Here is a 19504-nt window from a genome sequence, read left to right as displayed (position 1 = left end):
CTGAAATTCAGGCACATCACTGATCCGTTCAAAAGATGTTCCCATACCCCCATCAAACGGATGGAACATCTTTTCTATTTCTTTTCGTGAATCTATAAGTACAATTACGTCTTTCTTCAATCATTCTACCCCCAACGCCTTAAACACTGCATCTTCCGCACTCTGATACGGAATCAGCTGAAATGCACTCATCAGATCAGCCGGAACGCTTGCAAAATCAACAAATGAGATACTTGGAATCAGCACCTTCTTTGCGCCGCTATCCAGACACACCTGAAGTGTATTGGCAAGTTCATCCACCTTTATCATTGTGCCACTAATTGTTATATCTCCCAACACTGCCAAGTTGCTGACAACAGGCTTTCCAAGGGCAATCGAACAAAGTGCAATCAATGTTGGAAGTGCCAGTTTATCTGTCATGCCGATACCCTGCAAATCCTGATAATTGATGATGTAATCCTTAGTTGAGGTGCTGATAGATCCACTGATCCGATTGCCGTTGGCTTTCAGATAATTAAATGCCGTGTTCACCGCTTCCTTGCATTTAGAATCACTGCCTAAGCCAGTCCGTTCAATTTTGCCATTGCCTGGAAGCATCTGACTTTCCAAACGGAATACACCAATCATGCCACTTTTTCCTCTGGATACAGTATAAACCTGTCCCGGATTGCACATTCCGTCCGGTATCAGTTTACCGCCGCCTTGCTCCGGTACAGAAACATAATGTTCTGACATATCCTCCAAGTCGATATAGGAGAAATTCACATCATAAAACTCCATACCGCCCAGCTTTTTCAGCTGTTCTTTTACACGGCGACGCATTTCCAATGCAATCTGAATAATTTCTTCCAGTTCTTCCTTTGTAAACTCACCATTTGGATACATCAACTTCAGATAACCGTCTATCATACGCCGAACCGCAATTGTATCACGTTGATTCAGATTTCTCCCCAAGCGGAAGTAGTGGTCAAGTGCATCTCCATACTGCTCCTTACGGAGCTCTCGGATGAACTCTGCCAAATAGTCACTGATAAAACCGTAATCATCGGTAAAATGCTCCGGTCTGAACTTCGGTATTTCCCATCCTGGAAGATAACAATGCATACGATCAAGAAATGCTGTATCTGTTCCCATTTCCTGTGGAAAAGGTGCAAACAGACTGGATGTTTTCAACAGCACATCCACACTCTGATTGATGTTTCCAACAAACACCATCGACGCAGTAGCAGCCTTTTCTTCTTTGCCACGGGCGAAAGAGCCGGATGCCATGTAATCCTTCATAATCTGAATGCCATCTTTATCTTTAAACTTGATACCTGCTACTTCATCAAAAGCTACACAATCCCATAAGCCGACCAGTCCAACCGTTTTGCGTCCCATATTGTAAAATAGGTTTGCAACCGTCGTCTGTCCACCGGAAATCAAAATACTATTCGGTGAAATCTCTTTGTAAAGATGAGATTTACCAGTACTTCTTGGTCCCAGCTCACAAAGATTAAAGTTGTTTTCAACTAATGGAATCATACGGGTCAGGAGCAGCCATTTCTCACGATATGTAAATTCATCTGGCTCCATGCCGATAGAACGAAGAAGAATATCCAGCCATTCATCTTTCGTAAAAGCCTTTCGTCCCTGCTTCAGTTCATCAATATCAATGTGTGGCATCTGGATCGGTGTCAGCTTACGGATACTGATTGGAGAAATATCTTTCTGCTTTTTCTGTTTGGAACGAAGCGGATTTCCATCAATGTCCTCAATACCAAAATTATTGTCGCCTTCAACCTCATAATCCAGCTGAACAATACACCAGATACCGCCACAGAGCAGGCGATCAAATTTTTCTGGATATTCATCGGCAATCGGTACATTACCAACGCCTAAATTAGAAAACTCTGCAAAAAAGCAGTCCTTTTTCATATCCAGTCGAACAGTCACCATATCAATGATTGTGTGACTACCTTTTTTACGCAGCTGAGACAGAATTTTCTGTGATTCATCCGGGCGTACAAAGTTATCAGCAAGAATACGCTTCACATTCTGTACGCCTTTCTCTATAACCGTCTCATCATCTGAACTGCAATACTGTCCCAACAAGAACTCAAGAACATACACTGGGACATTCGCCCCTTCTTTAATTTTCTTTGTCAGGTCTTTCCGAACAATCTTACCGTCAAAGTTCTGACGGAGCTTGTTCTTTATTTCTTCACGGGTACTTTCACCCTCTGCAAATTGCTCCATCTTTCTCTCCTCCTGCGACATTAACTAAAAAAATCAAACTCGTCCACCGCAAAGGCGATGTCAATCTGGAATGGCTCCCGCTGTGGCATCTGTAACCCCTGTTCATCTGCAATTACCAGATAATAAGTAGCTGTATTGCTGTATTTCAGAGATTTCAAATTAAACTGACAACGGAAAGTTCTTTCTGCACCATTATCGCTGGACTTATCTGCAATAATCTTCTGAATATCACTAATCTGTTTGCCGTCCTCATCTGTAAAATAAACTTGATAGGTTGCTGCTTCACGATTTGTACTGACCGCATCTTTTTGATAGAAGTTCAATGAAAAAATCATATTGCTGATTTTACGGTTTGCGGACAGTAAATTGACTGTTACCGGCTTGGTATCATATTTCTGCTTATTTCGCTTATATTCCATAGAATCATTGCGGAGATAATGATACTCAATCACCGGAACAACCATTTCCTGCAAACTGATACCACCATGCACAAAATTCATACCGCCACCATTCATTTTGATACGAATACTTTCTCTCGGTGCAAATCCATCAAATTCTGTATTTCCTCCCAGAAATTTTACAGGCATCAAGTAATCTGGTTGCACACCCTTCTGCATAATTGCATATCTTCTTCCATACTCCACACATCGCTTGATACTTTCTTTTTTTGTAATGTCAGAGTTTGTTACATCCACATCAAAAAAGCCTCTTTTATCTACTTTGTCCTCTTCCTTCAAAGGACTGTATGTATAAAGAAATCCATGATCTGCCGTAATTAGAATATTCGTTCCGCCAAATTCATTTACGATAATACGCACGAGGTTCTTCAATTCTGAAATCGCCTTGTCACACGCAGCAAAAACAGCAGTATCCGAAGTGTGGCTGGCTTCATCAATGGTATCGTGGTAAATATAGACCACATCCATACCTTTTACCAAAGCACTTCTTTCCGCTCGCTTCATAGCAATGATGTCATTGTACTTTAAGGCCACACTTGCCGAATCTTCTGTTTTCAGAACCTTATCCCTATAAGTACTTGCCGTAGACTGTCCATCTGCCAAAACTGTCAAAATATCGTTCCGAACCTCTACTGTCAGTTCTTTGTGCGGCAACAAAGCTGCCATACCAAACTTTGTAGTAGAAGGGAATATACTTTGCATACTGCTGATAGAAACCTTACTTTGCGTTTCTCGCTGAAGCTGATCTGCCATCGTAGCTGCCACTTCATAACGCATGGCATCTGAGATAATTACAAATACTTTCGTATCCGAGGTTTGAATACGGGAACGGTAAAAATCCTCCTGTTGCGGTACTTCCAGAACTTTACCGTAAGTTGCCAGTTCATCCGCACATACATCTGACCAGTTGTTGCCCAACTCACCTAAGAACCAATGATTATAGAGTCCTTCCACTTTATCGACAACGTGCTTGAATAGATCATCTAGCAGAATATTGGAAGTCTCCAAACTCTTTTGAAAACTAAGATGGAACAATCGGTAATAAGTGTCCATCTGATAGTAACTCTCTGTATATTCTTTCCAGATACTTTTCGCTTCTGCGTTATGGAATCCGGCAGAATGTTCCTTAAAGAAACTTTGCATATTCGCCACTTGTAAGATACCATCATAAAAATTTTCAAATGGCTCATACCATACACAAGTTCTACGTTTTTCAACGATATTCGTAATGGTATCCACATCAATGATATGGTCACTGATCTCTGTCATTAGCTTTGTCAGAATCACTTCATTAATACACGGAAAGCACTCTGTTCCTACCAAATCCTCTACCGTCAGCTTTTCAAAGCGCTGATGCAGACGGGCTTCATCCTCAACATAACGTGCCACATCATATAATTGCGGAATGTTGTCACTATGAAGCCATTCAGAAATAAAATCATAGCAATATGCCTGATGTGGCATGGAAATAAAGCTGTCCAGTCCGGCAAGATATTCCTGCCGCATGGTACGGGTCGCTGCTGTTAAAAGCAGATGAATTGCCAACTGCCCAAGATCTGGTTCTTCCTCCACAAATCCACTTCCCTGACGAACCATCGCCCAAAAAGCTGCGTCTGCATGATATTTTACAAAATCCTGATAAACCGTATTATTATTCAAATCCAGTCCCGCCTGGAACACACTACGAAGAATCATATTAGGCTGTGCATCTTTCAATCCACAGATTGCCGACATGACAGCCATGTGTAGCTGTGCCGGTGTTTCCGGAACTTTATTCTGTGTGCTGACTTTTAAACGACGGTCTTTCGCATTGAAATAAGCACGATAATTTTTAACCTGTTTCCTCATAGCCGGATTTGATATAAGTCCCATCTCATCCATCCAAATGGAAATCAAATCTGCCCGAAACTCTTCACTGTAAAGCTCCACATCCAGAAGCCAGTTATCATCCGGGCGATTATAGACACACGGACTGTAAACCAGATAATTTGTGGTCAAATCATCTACTGAAAGCAGTTTTTTTACAGAAAACGCATTATTTCCAGTCAGCGCAATCACCTTTGCATTTTCCAAAACCACTTCATCCAGTTTATCCTCAAATTCCTTATCTTCATCGTACCAGAAAATGATACGACGCTGATAAAACTCAGGAAGAGGTGCAGCAAACCTACGATTTAAATCTTGTATTATTTTATCTGTATCCATGCTGTCCTCCTACCTTATAATTTTCCAATTTGCTTTTCGTTTTGTTCCGCTCTGTACCAATCTACCTTTTTCCTGTAAAGTAGCAAACATTCGAGAAACCGTTCTTTTCGATATACCCATTTCTTCCGCATAATATGCCTGTGTTGCAGACGGATTCTTCTCTATAATCTGCAACAATTTTTCTATCTGCGTCTGTTCCTTATTAAGCGGCATTTCAGCGCCATTAGTGCCATTTTTAGCGCCACAATTAACGCCATTAGCGCCATTTTTAGTGTCATTGGCGTTAATTATGGCGTTATTGGTATCAACCTGACCTCGATAAATATTGATACGCAAATCAACTTCGCCACCAATAAACTCCGGCTCCTGCAGTCCGGCAGCTTTTACTTTGTCTATAATTCTCGGAATACCGCTTCCCCAATGCTCGATCAAGTTCATATAAGCAAACGCATGTGCAAGAGCTTCATTTCTGATTTTAGAATAGCCTTCTTTCATACGCTCCATCGTTTGTCCCATTGGCAGCTTTCCTGGGGAAGTAATTTCTAATCGGTTGTCATATACCGCTACCTGTATTGTACCATGGTCCAGATAACTACGATGTACCATAGCATTAATAATCAACTCACGAATAGCATCCGGTGGAATCTCATAAACGTCCTGGCGATAAATTCCCACAATAGTAGCACCCAAATGAATATTTCTCAAAACAAACTGAAATGCTTCATCTATCTGCTCCCAAAGCGGACCGGTATATTCTCTACGATCAACAAATACCGCTTTCGTTGTACCTTTGAACACACCACATTGCGTTACAACATGAAGTCCTCCGTTGCCAGTCAAAATAGCAAACGCATTGGATGGAAAATCTTTTCCATCACGCTCAATTAAAATTCCCCAGGAACGCAACTGCTGTCTTCCCACATCTTTAATCGTTGCTTTCTGTTCCTCTGTACGAGCATTTCTGACAGCCTGCTCTTTCATAGCTTTGCAAAGGGCATCAATATCTTCATCTGTAACATTTAACCCAGTACATAAAGCCTGATCGTAGTAACGGTTACTGCCCTCAAACAACAATTCTTTTATCATATACTCGTCAGCAAGGCGGGTAGTTCCGGCAACACGAACATATACACCGCCATCTCTGCCAAGAGCCTTGATATAATATGGGCGCTGCCTGCCCTCTGAAACCTCTACCACAATAACAGTCTTGCCATCAACCGTTTGTAAAGTAATATCCGGGATGATTGCCGGTTCACAGCTGTCTGATACGGCATTGGCAATGGCATCCATTTTCTTGAACACATCTTCCTTGCCAAAGCCGACAACCTCTCTAGTTTTATCGGTAATTCCAAAAATGATTTTTCCTCCGGTTCCATTTGCAAAGGCAACCACAGACTTCATATATTTGATGCTTTTCTCTGGCAGAGTCTCTTTGAACTCCACATTCTTCGATTCTCCTGCAAGAATTTCTTCTATAGTCATTGTAACACCTCGCTCTCTTTGGCAACCTTTACTGCCATATTTTTACTTGATTGATGAAGAAATTGAACTCAGTGCTTTGTTTAAAGCATCTTCATCAGCCTGTTTTTTTCTCTCACTTTCCCACATACCAAGTATCTGATAAATACATTCTTTTACAACTGGAAAATACTTTCGGCATTCTTCTTCGCTCAACTCATGAATACCTTTACTCAAAATCCCGTAAATAGTTGTATTTTGGATGAGTATCTCCGGCACATATCCCTGCAACATCTTAATTCGTTCAGCCACTCTTGCCTTTTCAAATTCCTCATCATTAACCGCATCTCCCGCAGTTGTTTTTGCTTGATAAATAAGCCTTTCAAGAATTCGCCTCAAATAAACATATGAACCTGCACCAACACCACTTGCAAAAAGTCCTATTGCTGTTCCAAGTTCTTTACGGTCTTCCTTAGAAATCACATGCTTATAAGCATCTAATTCTGGAAATGTCATGTCTGCAACAGATGGATACTGCCCAATTTTTGTCATTGAATTATCTGTTGTCAAAACAATATAATCCAAATGATGCTTCTCGTCCATTGAACAAATATATTCCAATTTCATTAATCTCGTTGTATCAGCTATTTGCCAATTTATCCATTTCCATTCTTCAGCAAAACTCTTTTCTTGTTTAGCTTTGGTGCTAAATATCATATTTTGAAGTGACTCTATTTTCTCACCAAGAGATGCACACCTAATCTTTTCATCCCCATCTGGACCCGTTTCAAAATAATACACAATAGGCTTCATGTAAAAAACACGCTCTTGCTTGCACTCTTTGCAATAAGCACTAATTTTAACATTTCCTTTAAGCAACTCAATTAAGTCAGCAATATTATCCTCACAAATTTCTTTAGAATCATATAATCCCGCAGCTTGTAAAAACGTAGTAAATATATTGTCCATTTACGCACTCCCTCCTTACTTTATTTTAGCCAGAACATCCTGGAAAATTGCATAATTCTTCTTCACGCCATCGTCCAGATCAATAGAAATCATCTGGTCAGCAAGGTGATGAATCTTTTCTTCGTAGGTTCTGATTTCAGCCTCCTGTGCCTGTAAGGTGGTCAGCTTTTTGTTCAACTTCACACGCTCGCCAGTGGATGCATTAGTAATACGCTGTTCCAGATCGGCAATAGCAGTACGATAACGAGCCTGCTGTTCATGCACATAATCGGTACGGATACGGGCAATGGTGTCCGGCCGATAGCGGTGCATATAAATCAGAGCCTTAAAGCCATTCTTCTTGCCGCTGTCAAACATCCAGTAAATCGGGCGTTTTCCAGAACCTGTAACCTGATAAGTGTTACAATGATCCTTAAAAAATTCATTTATAAAATAATTACGAATCACATCTTTCGGCTGTCCTTTGCCTCCCAGTGCATCGGCAATAAATTTCAGATTTTCATCCAGAGTATCTGCACCATAAACGGTTTTTACAAACTTCACGAACAAACCGACAATATCATCTTCAAAGTATTCATCGTCACAGATTGGGATAATGTTATCCTTATCCGCAGCGAAAGAAGCATATTTACTGTTGTCCCATTCGCCACCTGCATAAGCAAGACCATCCACATCCAGAGAGTAGCGACCGAACATACAGCCAACCGCATAGGAAATGAAAGAGCGAATATCTCTGCCAATGTCAGCTTTGCGGACAGTAATATCCTTATCCTCAACTTCCGGTGTAAGTTCTTCTTGCAAACCGTAAATGTCAATGAAGATACGATTCAGTTCTTCCTCGTTGGCTTTCAGCTGATTAAACCGCTCATCACATTCAGCCTGCCACTGTTCAAAAGCTTCTGCTATAGTAGGAACTTGGCAAATCAGTGGATGATGGTGAAAATCCCATGATGTTTCAAAAGAATCCCAGTCAGTTCTTGCTATATTGATATTCGACTCGGAAATCTTTTCCACAATGTTTTTCATTTGCTGATTTTTTGCAAAAGGTACTTTCTGAACATTTCCTGTTTCTGTTTTCATTCCTCTATTCATAACACACAGCAAACGACAAAATGGTTTTGAATTCATAAGACCAATAGCATAATTAAAATTATCTCTTGCTAAAAATGCTGATGGACTCACATCATCAAACGCATATCCTAAATCACACATTCTTGCACTAAAAGATTCAGCTGAAGAAATACGATTCCAGGTAATACATGATTGAAAATAGTATTGACGAGATGGTAGATGATTGCCAATGGTTGCTAAGACATTATAATTTTCCATATCAAAAGCAATAATAAAGTACTGATTGCCATACCATTTTCTAAAGCCTCCACCTTTGTTAAACAGTGCATATTTTTTTTTCTTATCTAATAATTCCTCGTGAGAAGAACACCCAAAGCCTATTTTATCAATATTCACCTCTTGCCAAAGACGAACAAATCTTCCATTATCGCTTGTATTTAAGCCTGCACAAGCTGTAATTCCACTTTCAGAAAGTGCTTTGTATTTAATAAAGCATTCTGCCTGCTTGCTACTTGCCCAATATGCTGTTGGCTGATTTGGCAGCTCCATAAAATTCTCAGTCTTTGAGTAATATATGCTTGGATTGTCAAAATAGGCATCTTTTTTCTTTTCTTCTGAATCAAATTTGTCTAATGCAATATACTTACCTATGTACTTCATACAATGCCAATTCTTTTGCACATAAGTCACTGTTTGAACAACTTCGCCTGCCAACTCATCAAAAGCATGAGCACCTAAATGCAACATATTTATGATAGCATTTTGGTATATATCAGGTCGTAAATTACGATAACTTGACTTAAACATCCATGCCTGTTGCGTGATCAGTGCATACATTCCATTTACTTTAGAAAACTGTTTTATCCTAAGTATAAACGCTGCAAATAAATCACTTTTATAGTCTGCGTAGTGTGTTTTGATATAATCAAATAATTTTACGCTCATATTGGCACTACCCATATAGGGAGGATTAGTTACGCCAACATCATACTTCTGTGCCAATGCTTCTGCCACTTGTACCAACGGCAATAATTCTCTCAATGCCGTATCACGGGACATATTTATATCTTCCGTAATCTCTGCAAAACGATCGTACAAAGCAGACCAATCCTGCGGTGTTACGGTCAAAATAGAACCATATTCCTTTGCATCATGCAGCTCGCTGATGATGGTGTCCATAGCCGCTGTGAGCTTCGCATCGCCATTACAGAAATAGTCCACAGCAAATTTATCTACATGATTGCTTTCCACGATGGCATACACATGGGGCTGAATGCCACGGCTAAAGAAACGGCGGTCATACTGGCGGGCTTTCATCATTACCGCAAAATAAGCCAGCTGTGCCGCACGGTCATCAATATCCAGACCGTAAAGATTGTTCTCCACAATACTTGACACCGCTTCACGGGTGGTATAACCATAGGATTCATAAATCTTCATCAACACATCAAACATATATGCAAGGATATGACCGGAACCAGAGCATGGGTCAATGACTTTCAGCTGATCCGGTGTCTGTGCTGCGTATTCTTTGCGAATCTCAGCCAGCTGTGCCTGCACTTCCGGCTCCTGCTCGGCTTCTTCCAGGTAGTAGTGCCATTTGGTATCTTCCGGGTCACGATTTCCGGCAGCATAGGCAGACTGTTCTTCCTCAGTCGGAAGAAGCTGCTCTTTCACATCCGGGTGTCCTTCCAGCCACAACCGACCAAGACTGTTCTCTACCATATAGCGGACAATCCAGTCCGGAGTAAATAACTGTGTTTTGGCAGCAATTTCTTCTTTACTGACTCTCCCTTTACCTTTAACTCTTTTCTCAACATCCGTTTTTAATTCAACATTATAAAATTGATATAGCCAGCCGATAATCTGGACAGCATCCTTCCAGTCATTCTCCGGTATCAGCTCAATCATCTGCTGAATCACACTACCTTCACGGAGCAGATTGTCCGGCAGAAGAAGTTCGGTGTAATCCGCAATTTTCTGAAACATTCCCGGCAGAATTTTATTCAGAGCGTTACACTGCACAATCAGCAAATATTTATACAGTTCTTCGCTCTTTTCTGCATCTTTCAGTTCATAGACCTTTTCCATATCGAGTCCATCCAAATCCAGATGAATGGCTTCGATTATAATCTGCGGCTTAAAGTTGTTTTCCTCGTCCGTAAATACACGCACATGAGAAGGAAGATAGCCGTTGACTTCCATGAATCGCAGCGCAGAGAAGCGATTGAACCAAGTATAGGCAACCTCTTCCATGACCTGCTTATATCCTTTATCGTTAATCTCGGCAATCAGAGCCTGACGCTGTTTCTTTTCATTGGCAGTGAGGACTTTTCCGCCAACACTGTCCGCATTGGCATCCTCAATGTTGTCCTCTGTGATACCGTATTCCACACCTTTTAGTGAAACACGGGCGATCAGCTCTGTTCTTGCCCAGACAGCAAATTTTTTAATCGCATTCTTATCCATACTCGTCTCTCCTCGTTAATTCAGCCTAATCTCGTCACAATTCTTCAGCAACTGTTTCAGCTGAGAACGAATTTTCTCTACATAATCATCAATATCCGCATCCGTCTGTAAGCTCTTTGCCTGAAATACAACCTGACGGTTATAAGCTCGGACAACCTTTTTCTTTGCAGTTGCTTGCTCTTTTCCTTGCTGTGTCGGCTGTACCTGTGGCTTCGGTGCAGGCGGTTCCAAAACAGATTCAATATTGCTGACTATATCATCCTTGTACTGACACATTGGCAGAAACATGGCATCCAGAAGGGCAAGGCTCTTTAATTCTGCGATTTTCTCCTTGCATTGGCTGAAATACCGATCTGATTTCTCAATCAGATGAGATACCTTGGAATCGCCGTTTGCGGCAGTGTGGGTGGCTTCCATACACTGACGAACCGTTTCCAGAATCTCAACACGTTTTTCTTCCAACATCTTGTCATGAGCTGTACGAACCGTATCCATCAGCGGATTCAGTTCACGAATCCAGTTATAGTTGAACTTACTTCCGGTCTGAACCATGATAATCAAACGAATGGTATTCAGTGCCTTGTGTGCTTCCTCATTTTCTGCGATGCAGTCAAGATCATCATGCAGAGATTTTTCAAACTGCACTGCCTGGTCGAATACTGTTACCTGGGTTTTGAAGAAGTTTTCAATGCCGTTGCTCATGGCTTCTTTATTGTCGAAAAGAGCATCCTCTTTTTTCAGCACACGCTCAATCAGGGCAATATTGTCTTTCTTCTGAGAAAGTACATCATCCATCAGATGAATGGCTTCCTGAACTAATGCACGGTCTGGGTATTTATGTCCGTCATAACGGGCATCCAGAGAAGTATAGTAATCACGCTGTTCACCAAATTTCTCAGTCACAAAGCGAATCAGCCCATCTTCATCGTCCGGTACATCCATGATGTCGAAATACTCTCGGAGCATCGCTTTTACATCACGCATCATCGTAGCAGAAATGGTTTTACGCTTGCTGATGGAAGTCTTGCCGATCTCACTCTTTTTTCGGAGCATATCTGGCAATTTCGGGTCATCTGGCTGAATGGTATTGCCTGCATACTTGATGGTTACTTTCTGGGAATAAATCAGCTGTGCCGCAACCGCAGCAATATCAATTTCTTTCCATCCATACGGAATTGCACTATATTTGCTTTGCACGTCTGCCATAGATGTCGGCAGTTTTTTCGCATCCTGCATTTCCAGATATTCTTCCATAGCGGAAGCAGCATCACGGTTTGGCTCCATGCCCGGAAGTGCCGTTACCGCACCTGTCAGAATCGCAATAATATCTGCATCACTGCCTGCATTATCTGTAATCAGGTCAAGCTTGCTATATACATGAGCAACCAGATATTCAAGAGACTGGTCAATCTTACTCTTGGCATTTCCGGTTTTGGTTTCCAGATGCTCACCGTCTACATAGAACTGTGCCCCCTCGATAGCATTTTGCAATTCGCTCATGGCACTCAGCTCATATTTTCCGGCTTCGTCCTGCTGGTCACTGATGATTTTCTGCACAGTTTTTGGAAGCTGGCTTACATTTCTCTGCTTTACATACTTGCGAATCTTCATAGCAGATTCCAGAGATTCATAGTAAGGCGTATCAGCCAGAACTACGATTGCTTCATTGCCTTTGGATTCTGCCATCAGACGATAATCCGTTTTTTCAATAGCATCGGTAGCAACGGTCAGGAAACGCAGACGCATACCGCCTGTTGCCACACCAACAGTAATACCATCTACCATCTGGTCGAAGGCAAAGTCATATTTTCCATAACGGAACTTCTTAGTTGTGAAAATATCACCGTAAATCATCTGAGCAATACGCTCTACGATAGAAGCGGTATCCACATTTGTATCTCTTATTTCACGCTGAATATCCTGTTCTTCGTCAGTCAGGAAGTTATAAGTGTCACCAGTTCTGCCGATATAGTTCTGGCTCATCAGACGATCAAGGCATCCTCGGACAGCTTCACGCATGATAATCTTATCTACACGAATATCGTCTGCCATAAGGATCACGATATTATCCAGATTGGAAGGAATATCATCAATATATCGAATCAAGTACAGAAGTTTCAGTACATCTACATCCTGCTGTTCGATGCCATCGCCGTTGTCGGCTGCTTTCTGGCAACGCTCGATCACTCGGCGGATAGAGCCGTCCAGGAAAGTATGTACGGTATCATAAAAACAGAAGAACGGAACAAGTGCATACTCATCCTTCTCCTGAATTTTCTGTGCAGCTTCCTGGAAACCGGACAGCATGGAACGTTCACCACCGGACAGGTGCTTGCCGGAATTTCCGTGCTTGCGGATTTCAGCAAATACCTTCTGCATAATAATAAACTGATACGGCACGAACGGGAAGTTCTCAGTAAATTCCCTCGGACCGGAATAGCCTTTAATATCCAGAATAGAGCCATTGAAGCTGAACAGGTTACGCAAAACAGAATCATTCTGCTCATAAACGGTTTCCAAATCCATTGTTGCTTCCGGTTTCTTTTTCAGAATACGCTTCTGGATGACTTCATCCACGGAGGAAGAAGATAAACTCAGTCTTGTCTTGAAACGTGCCTGGATACGGGAGAACTCATCAGCACGAACTTTGATGATTTCATCAATCGCTTCCTGTCCAGTGCAGATCACCCAAATCTTACCTTCACACTCACTTCCGATTTTCTCGGTCAGAGACTGGAGGTTCAAAAGCATATCGGTATCCGTACCAACATACTGACCAACCTCATCAATCATAAACAGCAGACGGAAGTTGGCTGGCTTAGTATCCACATAGGCTTTCATATCTTCCACGAGCTGTGCGATAGAAATTTCTGTTGCGGTTTTATCATTGAACCACGCCTTAGCATCGTCCTCACTCATATCCAGAACTTCCATCAATGTCGGGATGATGAACTTGCCATTGAAAGCAAAGGCACGGCGCATTTCAAGCCAAGGCTTTCCTTTCTTTTCTTCAAAAACTCTGCGGAATTCCTCGGTCTTTCCCTGCTGATCAATATAACGCTCCATCATGGCAACTTTCAGGTTCTCACCGTAAAATCCCAGATGATTGTAGAACATCTTTGCAAATACACGAAGTACGGCAGTCTTGTCTTTATTACTGAAGCCTTCAATATCAATGTTGAAAAGAATGGTTTCCGTCTGTCCCTTTGTAGCACGGTCGATCAGCATAAAAGTTGCCGGGTCATCCTCAAACTTTTTACGGAAACGCTCCACACTGCGAATGCCTTTTACCTCTTTATTTTCCAAAAGATAGGAAAGCATTTTCAAGAAGTGAGATTTACCACTTCCAAAAAAGCCAGAAATCCAAACACCCATATCGGCTGTCGGCTGGTCAAAAGCATCACCGTAATAATTGAAGAACGTAATGAAATGTTTCTTCAATTCTCTGGTAATGACATATTCATTTAACTCCTGCTCGATTACATCATCAGCAGCCTGATCTACTTTAATTACACCATTGATTTTGCGGTTAATGTCATCCGCAAACATATCTCGAATCATCATGGCTTTATCCCCCTTAATCTATGACATTGAATGCCCGGTAATAATCATTTGGTGTCAATCGATTGAACAGTTTTACATGACGACCATCAAACCCACCCGGATACATAACCAAAATCGGAACATCTGAAAAATACGGTTGCAATGCTTCCAGTAACGTATGGATTCTCATAAACGGGAACACCTCGCCCACACCTGTCAGCATCAGCACATCACCCGGTTCGTGTGGCTCATACTGGATTTTATCAATGAACTCTCCATTGCCGATTGCGGAGTTAAGCTGCTCCAGAAGATAAGCACTTCCGTCAGCTTCTTCCATATCGGGAATCGCATCTGTGATGTCCATATCATCGCAGATAGAGAGAAATGTTTTATATAAATTACAAACGATCAAATGGCAATCTAAGGACTGATCGGTTTCCAACTGATTTACAAAATGGCGGACAACCATTTCATTCTCCGGTTCATAGCAGAAGATTCTGATATTCACCTCATTGCTGAGTCCTTTGCCTTCCAGGAACTCCGGTTCCTGAATCAATACCCGAACTTTGTCCAGGCGTTCTTTTATGTCACTCATTGGCTACCTCCTAAGAAAAGCAATTAAACGCCGGCAGTATTGCCATATCGCCATTGCTTCTGATGGCATTCTCCAAAACAGGATGCAGCCATACTGGATTCAAATGATCTGCCCCCCGGTTGTCGAGATATTCTGTTTCGACAAGCACTCTGGCAATAATCTGTTTTAACTTTGTTATCGTACTATCACTCCAGGAAGCTACGGTATCATTCTGCTCCTGTAAACGCATAAAAAATGTATTCAAATCAATCTTACCAAAAGACGTGTCCCTTAATCTGTACTTCTCACCAATGACGGTCAGCATAAATTCCCAAACCAGTCGGCTCTGCTTCATCAACGCATACAGACAAATCTGTTTTGCCACATCCGTCGGCTGTGACACAATCGCAGAAACCAGAGAATCATCTTCCAGCGCATGAAGCCGTTTTACACAGGCTTTTGCCATGCTTTTTAGTGATTTTTCCGTTGGATACTGGAACAGATTCTGTTCTACAATTTCTTTCACAATCGCCTCGTCTGCATTTCCTTCTGCCATTAGCTTTGCGGTGGAGCGCATTTCGTAGAAAAGGAACGGCTCTCTGGTCAAAGAGGCAATATAAGGATAAGAATGATCCATACTACCGTACCTCCTTACTGTTCCTCTTTTTTATCAGGAACAAATTCCATGATGTCTCCAACATCACAACTTAAAGCAGAACATATTTTTGATAAAATTTCCGTACTCACATTCTCATCCTTGCCCAATCTGGACATTGTTGTTGTACTAAATCCAGTCAATGCACGTAAGTCTTTCTTCCTCATATCTTTATCAATTAGCATTTTCCACAGCTTTTTATAACTAACCGCCATAATGTCACCTCTTGTTCTATCATCTTTTTAAACAAATGCTCTTTCTTCCTTTTATCATATCATGAAAATGCGATGTGAACAATCTTATATGATAAATATCAAATTTAATTTCTGATATTTCGCATTTGACCTGTCATTTCAATTCTTTATTCTAAAAGCTTCCAAAATCTGCAATATCACAATTTTCTAAGAACTGTTCCAACTGCTGAATATACACAAAACAAAAACAGGTATAGTTGTTCCTAATAACTCACTTTTTGAACGTTCATTCAAAAAATAAGCTTCAGTATACAACTATACCTGCCACAGTTTTTCTACTCTTCCCCCACCAACAATCCATACAATGTCGGCTTCACATGCAATTCCTTCATCATTGTCTCTAATGCCGCCCCGTCTGCTTTCTTGCCCTGGCGGATCGCACGGATCATGATGTTTTTCGGTGTGTGTTCCATGTCGATGAATTCGAGAATCTGCGTCCGGTAGCCGGACATTTCGAGGAGCTGCCCTCGGATTCCGTCGGTCAGAAGCGCCGACATACGTTCTTTCAGAAGGCCGTACTGTAAAACCGGCGACAGAAGGTCGTTCTGAATCTTCATGCTGACAGCACGGAACGGAAAGAATGACTTTTGCGCCCCATTTGACCGCTTTTGCCAGCGCATAATCGGTCGCTGTATCACAGGCGTGCAGTGTCACGACCATATCGACTTGATCGACGCCCTCATATCCGGCGATGTCGCCGTGCAGGAAAGTCAGGTTCTCAAATCCAAACTTCTTGCTCAGGCGGTTGCAGAGCGCAATGACATCTTTTTTCAAATCCAGACCGATGACACGGATCGAATATTTTTTCAGCACATGCAAATAGTAATACATCGCAAACGTCAGATATGATTTCCCGCATCCGAAATCAATGATCGTATTCGTCCGGTTCGGATCGAGATTCGGAAGTACATCCTCAATAAATTCCAGAAAACGGTTGATCTGGCGAAATTTGTCGTAGCGGGATTTCACAACTTTGCCTTCTGCCGTCATGACACCGAGATCTACCAGAAATGGGACTGGGACGCCTTCCTGAAGGACGTATTTTTTAGTACGGTTATGGGATAACGAAGCCAGACGTTCTGAAAACGCTGCGGCATCCATGCCAACTGACAGTCCTGTTCCGGCATTTTTCTGCTGTTTCGCATTGTTCTGCAGTTTACCATTTCCCTGTATTTTAGCACTTCTCTGCATCTTTCCGTTTTCGTGACTTGACTGACTCTGACCCGATTTTTCGAGCGAATTTTCTTTCACATCTGCATGACTCTTCGCCGGCATCTGCTTTCCAGCTTTCTGCACATCACCTGCTGCCACCGATACCGTCCGATTCTCTGCCCTTTTAACCCCCACCTTCTTCTCTTTGATCGTCACTGTCCCCTTCTTACTGATCAGAATATTGACAATCCCGTGAAGCGACGCGATCTCCGCATTGCGGTAACGGTTTTCCAGTTCTCCGAGCAGGTACTCGACGGTCTTTTCTGCGTTCTGATTTTTCTGAAATGCCTGTTTTTCCGTAAATTCTTCCGTCTGAAAAGCAAGCGCCCCCCGCAAAAGCAGAGGACGCACGGTTAATTTCAGATAGGATTCACGGGTTCTCGGGTTGCTGAAAATGATTCGCTCCAGATCGGCATCGAGATACCGCAGAAGCACCTCTCTCAGTTCCTGTGATTTTTCCATATGAAACTCCTATTAGTTCTTAAAGCTGTGTACTGGTGCCGGGATACGTCCGGTACGTTTGACAAAGTTGTCGCAGGAGAAACGGTTGACCGGAATGATCGGCGCATAGCCAAGCAGACCGCCGAACTCTGCCGTATCGCCCACTGTTTTTCCGATGACCGGAATCAGGCGGACTGCCGTTGTCTTCTGGTTGATCATGCCGATTGCCGCCTCGTCCGCGATGATACCGGCGATCGTGGTCGCTTTCGTATCGCCTGGGAGCGCAATCATATCAAGACCTACAGAGCAGACACAGGTCATTGCTTCCAGCTTCTCAATCGTAAGCGCACCCTCAGAAACTGCATCGATCATGCCCTGATCCTCGCTGACCGGAATAAACGCACCGCTGAGTCCGCCCACATAGGAGGACGCCATGATGCCGCCCTTCTTAACCTGATCATTTAACATTGCCAGCGCTGCTGTTGTACCCGGTGCACCGCTGCGCTCTAAGCCGATCTCTTCCAGAATCTCCGCCACACTGTCTCCGACTGCCGGAGTCGGTGCCAGCGACAGATCAATGATGCCAAACGGAACGCCCAGACGTTTGGACGCCTCCTGTGCTACCAGCTGTCCAACACGGGTGATCTTGAACGCCGTCTTCTTGATCGTCTCACACAGCACCTCAAAGTTCTCGCCACGTACCTTTTCCAAAGCCGTCTTTACAACTCCCGGACCGCTGACGCCGACGTTGATGATCGCATCCGCCTCAGTCACGCCATGGAATGCACCTGCCATGAACGGGTTATCATCCGGCGCGTTGCAGAATACAACCAGCTTCGCACAGCCGAGGGAATCATTGTCCTTCGTTGCCTCTGCGGTTGCCACAACCATCTCGCCCATCAGGCGGACCGCATCCATGTTAAGACCTGTCTTGGTAGAACCGACATTGATGGAGCTGCACACACGGTCGGTACAGGCAAGTGCCTGCGGGATCGAGCGGATCAGAAGCTCTTCCGCCGGTGTCATTCCCTTGGAAACCAATGCGGAATAGCCTCCGATAAAGTTGACGCCCACTTCTTTCGCTGCCTTATCAAGTGTTTTCGCAATCTCTACAAAATCCTCGCTCTTCTTGCAGGCACTTCCACCTACCAGCGCGATCGGAGTAACCGAGATACGTTTATTGACGATCGGAACCCCAAATTCACGTCCGATGGCATCGCCGGTCGATACAAGATCTTTCGCATAAGTTGTAATCTTATTGTAGATCTTCTCATTCATCTTCGCCAGATCACTGTCCACACAGTCTAAGAGGCTGATACCCATCGTGATCGTCCGCACATCCAGTTTTTCATGCGCGATCATGTTATTAGTTTCCAGAACTTCCTGCATGTTAATCATTGGTTTTACGTCCTTTCTGAAAATATTTGCTTAGATTCTGTGCATACTGGTAAAAATCTCTTCTCTCTGACAGAGAATCTTTACGCCGATCTCCTGTCCCAGCTTGTCCAGCTCATGCGCCATATCATCAAAGGATGTCTTGGAACCGGAAATATCCACGATCATCATCATATTGAAATATTCCTGCAGGATCGTCTGCGTGATGTCAAGAATGTTCATGTTGTGGTCAGCCAAATAATTACACGTTTTTGCAACGATACCGACGCGGTCCTGTCCAACGATAGTAATAATAATCTTACTCATAGCTTTCATCCTCCTGTGTGCTCTCCGTCCTATGGCGGAAATGTTTTTATGACTTACTAATTTCTATAAAAACTCAACTGCCATCCGGCTGCTGACTTTTACACCTAAAATGATATTCCGTTACTGGACACGTATGCGTGTACAGTAACGATATTTCTGTCAACCCCACACGTTTGTCCATGTCTCCAAGCCATAACCCCAAATATATCTTCTGGCTTGTTTTCAGACTTTGTATAACCAATTTTAATACTTTTAC

At 42.7% G+C, this 19504-nt stretch carries 12 protein-coding genes; all 12 read right to left on the bottom strand.

The features are described from left to right. Positions 1-120: 120 nt before the first annotated feature. Complete coding sequence (gene brxL / locus DW739_RS01410) at positions 121-2238, bottom strand: protease Lon-related BREX system protein BrxL (RefSeq protein ID WP_118742507.1); 2118 nt, start codon at positions 2236-2238, stop codon at positions 121-123. Positions 2239-2258: 20 nt separating this feature from the next. Continuing rightward, the gene (gene pglZ / locus DW739_RS01405; protein WP_118742506.1) at positions 2259-4901 is read right to left on the bottom strand and encodes a BREX-1 system phosphatase PglZ type A; all 2643 of its coding nucleotides are present in this window, start codon (positions 4899-4901) and stop codon (positions 2259-2261) included. A gap of 9 nt (positions 4902-4910) precedes the next feature. Beyond that, positions 4911-6383 (bottom strand): RNA-binding domain-containing protein, encoded by a 1473-nt coding sequence (locus tag DW739_RS01400; RefSeq protein WP_118742505.1) that lies wholly within the window; start codon positions 6381-6383, stop codon positions 4911-4913. Positions 6384-6425: 42 nt separating this feature from the next. After that, the gene (locus DW739_RS01395) at positions 6426-7328 is read right to left on the bottom strand and encodes a hypothetical protein (RefSeq protein ID WP_118742504.1); all 903 of its coding nucleotides are present in this window, start codon (positions 7326-7328) and stop codon (positions 6426-6428) included. A 15-nt stretch (positions 7329-7343) separates the two neighbouring features. Continuing rightward, a complete protein-coding gene (gene pglX, locus DW739_RS01390) occupies positions 7344-10868 on the bottom strand; it encodes a BREX-1 system adenine-specific DNA-methyltransferase PglX (protein WP_118742503.1) in 3525 nt (1174 codons plus the stop codon). A 15-nt stretch (positions 10869-10883) separates the two neighbouring features. Next, positions 10884-14432: a BREX system P-loop protein BrxC gene (brxC, locus tag DW739_RS01385; protein WP_118742502.1), complete on the bottom strand. Its 3549-nt coding sequence runs from the start codon at positions 14430-14432 to the stop codon at positions 10884-10886. Between the two features lie 13 nt (positions 14433-14445). Next, complete coding sequence (locus DW739_RS01380) at positions 14446-15006, bottom strand: DUF1788 domain-containing protein (protein WP_118742501.1); 561 nt, start codon at positions 15004-15006, stop codon at positions 14446-14448. A 10-nt stretch (positions 15007-15016) separates the two neighbouring features. After that, positions 15017-15622: a DUF1819 family protein gene (locus DW739_RS01375; protein ID WP_118742500.1), complete on the bottom strand. Its 606-nt coding sequence runs from the start codon at positions 15620-15622 to the stop codon at positions 15017-15019. Positions 15623-15636: 14 nt separating this feature from the next. Continuing rightward, positions 15637-15855 (bottom strand): helix-turn-helix domain-containing protein, encoded by a 219-nt coding sequence (locus DW739_RS01370; protein WP_106999747.1) that lies wholly within the window; start codon positions 15853-15855, stop codon positions 15637-15639. A 294-nt stretch (positions 15856-16149) separates the two neighbouring features. Then, positions 16150-17568, bottom strand: a complete 1419-nt coding sequence (locus tag DW739_RS15325; RefSeq protein WP_347560975.1) for an SAM-dependent methyltransferase — start codon at positions 17566-17568, stop codon at positions 16150-16152. Between the two features lie 12 nt (positions 17569-17580). Then, positions 17581-18945, bottom strand: coding sequence for a PFL family protein (locus DW739_RS01360; protein ID WP_118742499.1), 1365 nt, complete (start codon positions 18943-18945; stop codon positions 17581-17583). Positions 18946-18975: 30 nt separating this feature from the next. Next, positions 18976-19248 (bottom strand): ACT domain-containing protein, encoded by a 273-nt coding sequence (locus tag DW739_RS01355; protein ID WP_022360436.1) that lies wholly within the window; start codon positions 19246-19248, stop codon positions 18976-18978. Positions 19249-19504: the final 256 nt, after the last annotated feature.

Origin of the sequence: Clostridium sp. AM28-20LB, assembly GCF_003480665.1 — a bacterium.
Classification (GTDB): domain Bacteria; phylum Bacillota; class Clostridia; order Lachnospirales; family Lachnospiraceae; genus Otoolea; species Otoolea fessa.
This window is presented reverse-complemented; position numbering and strand designations above follow the sequence as displayed.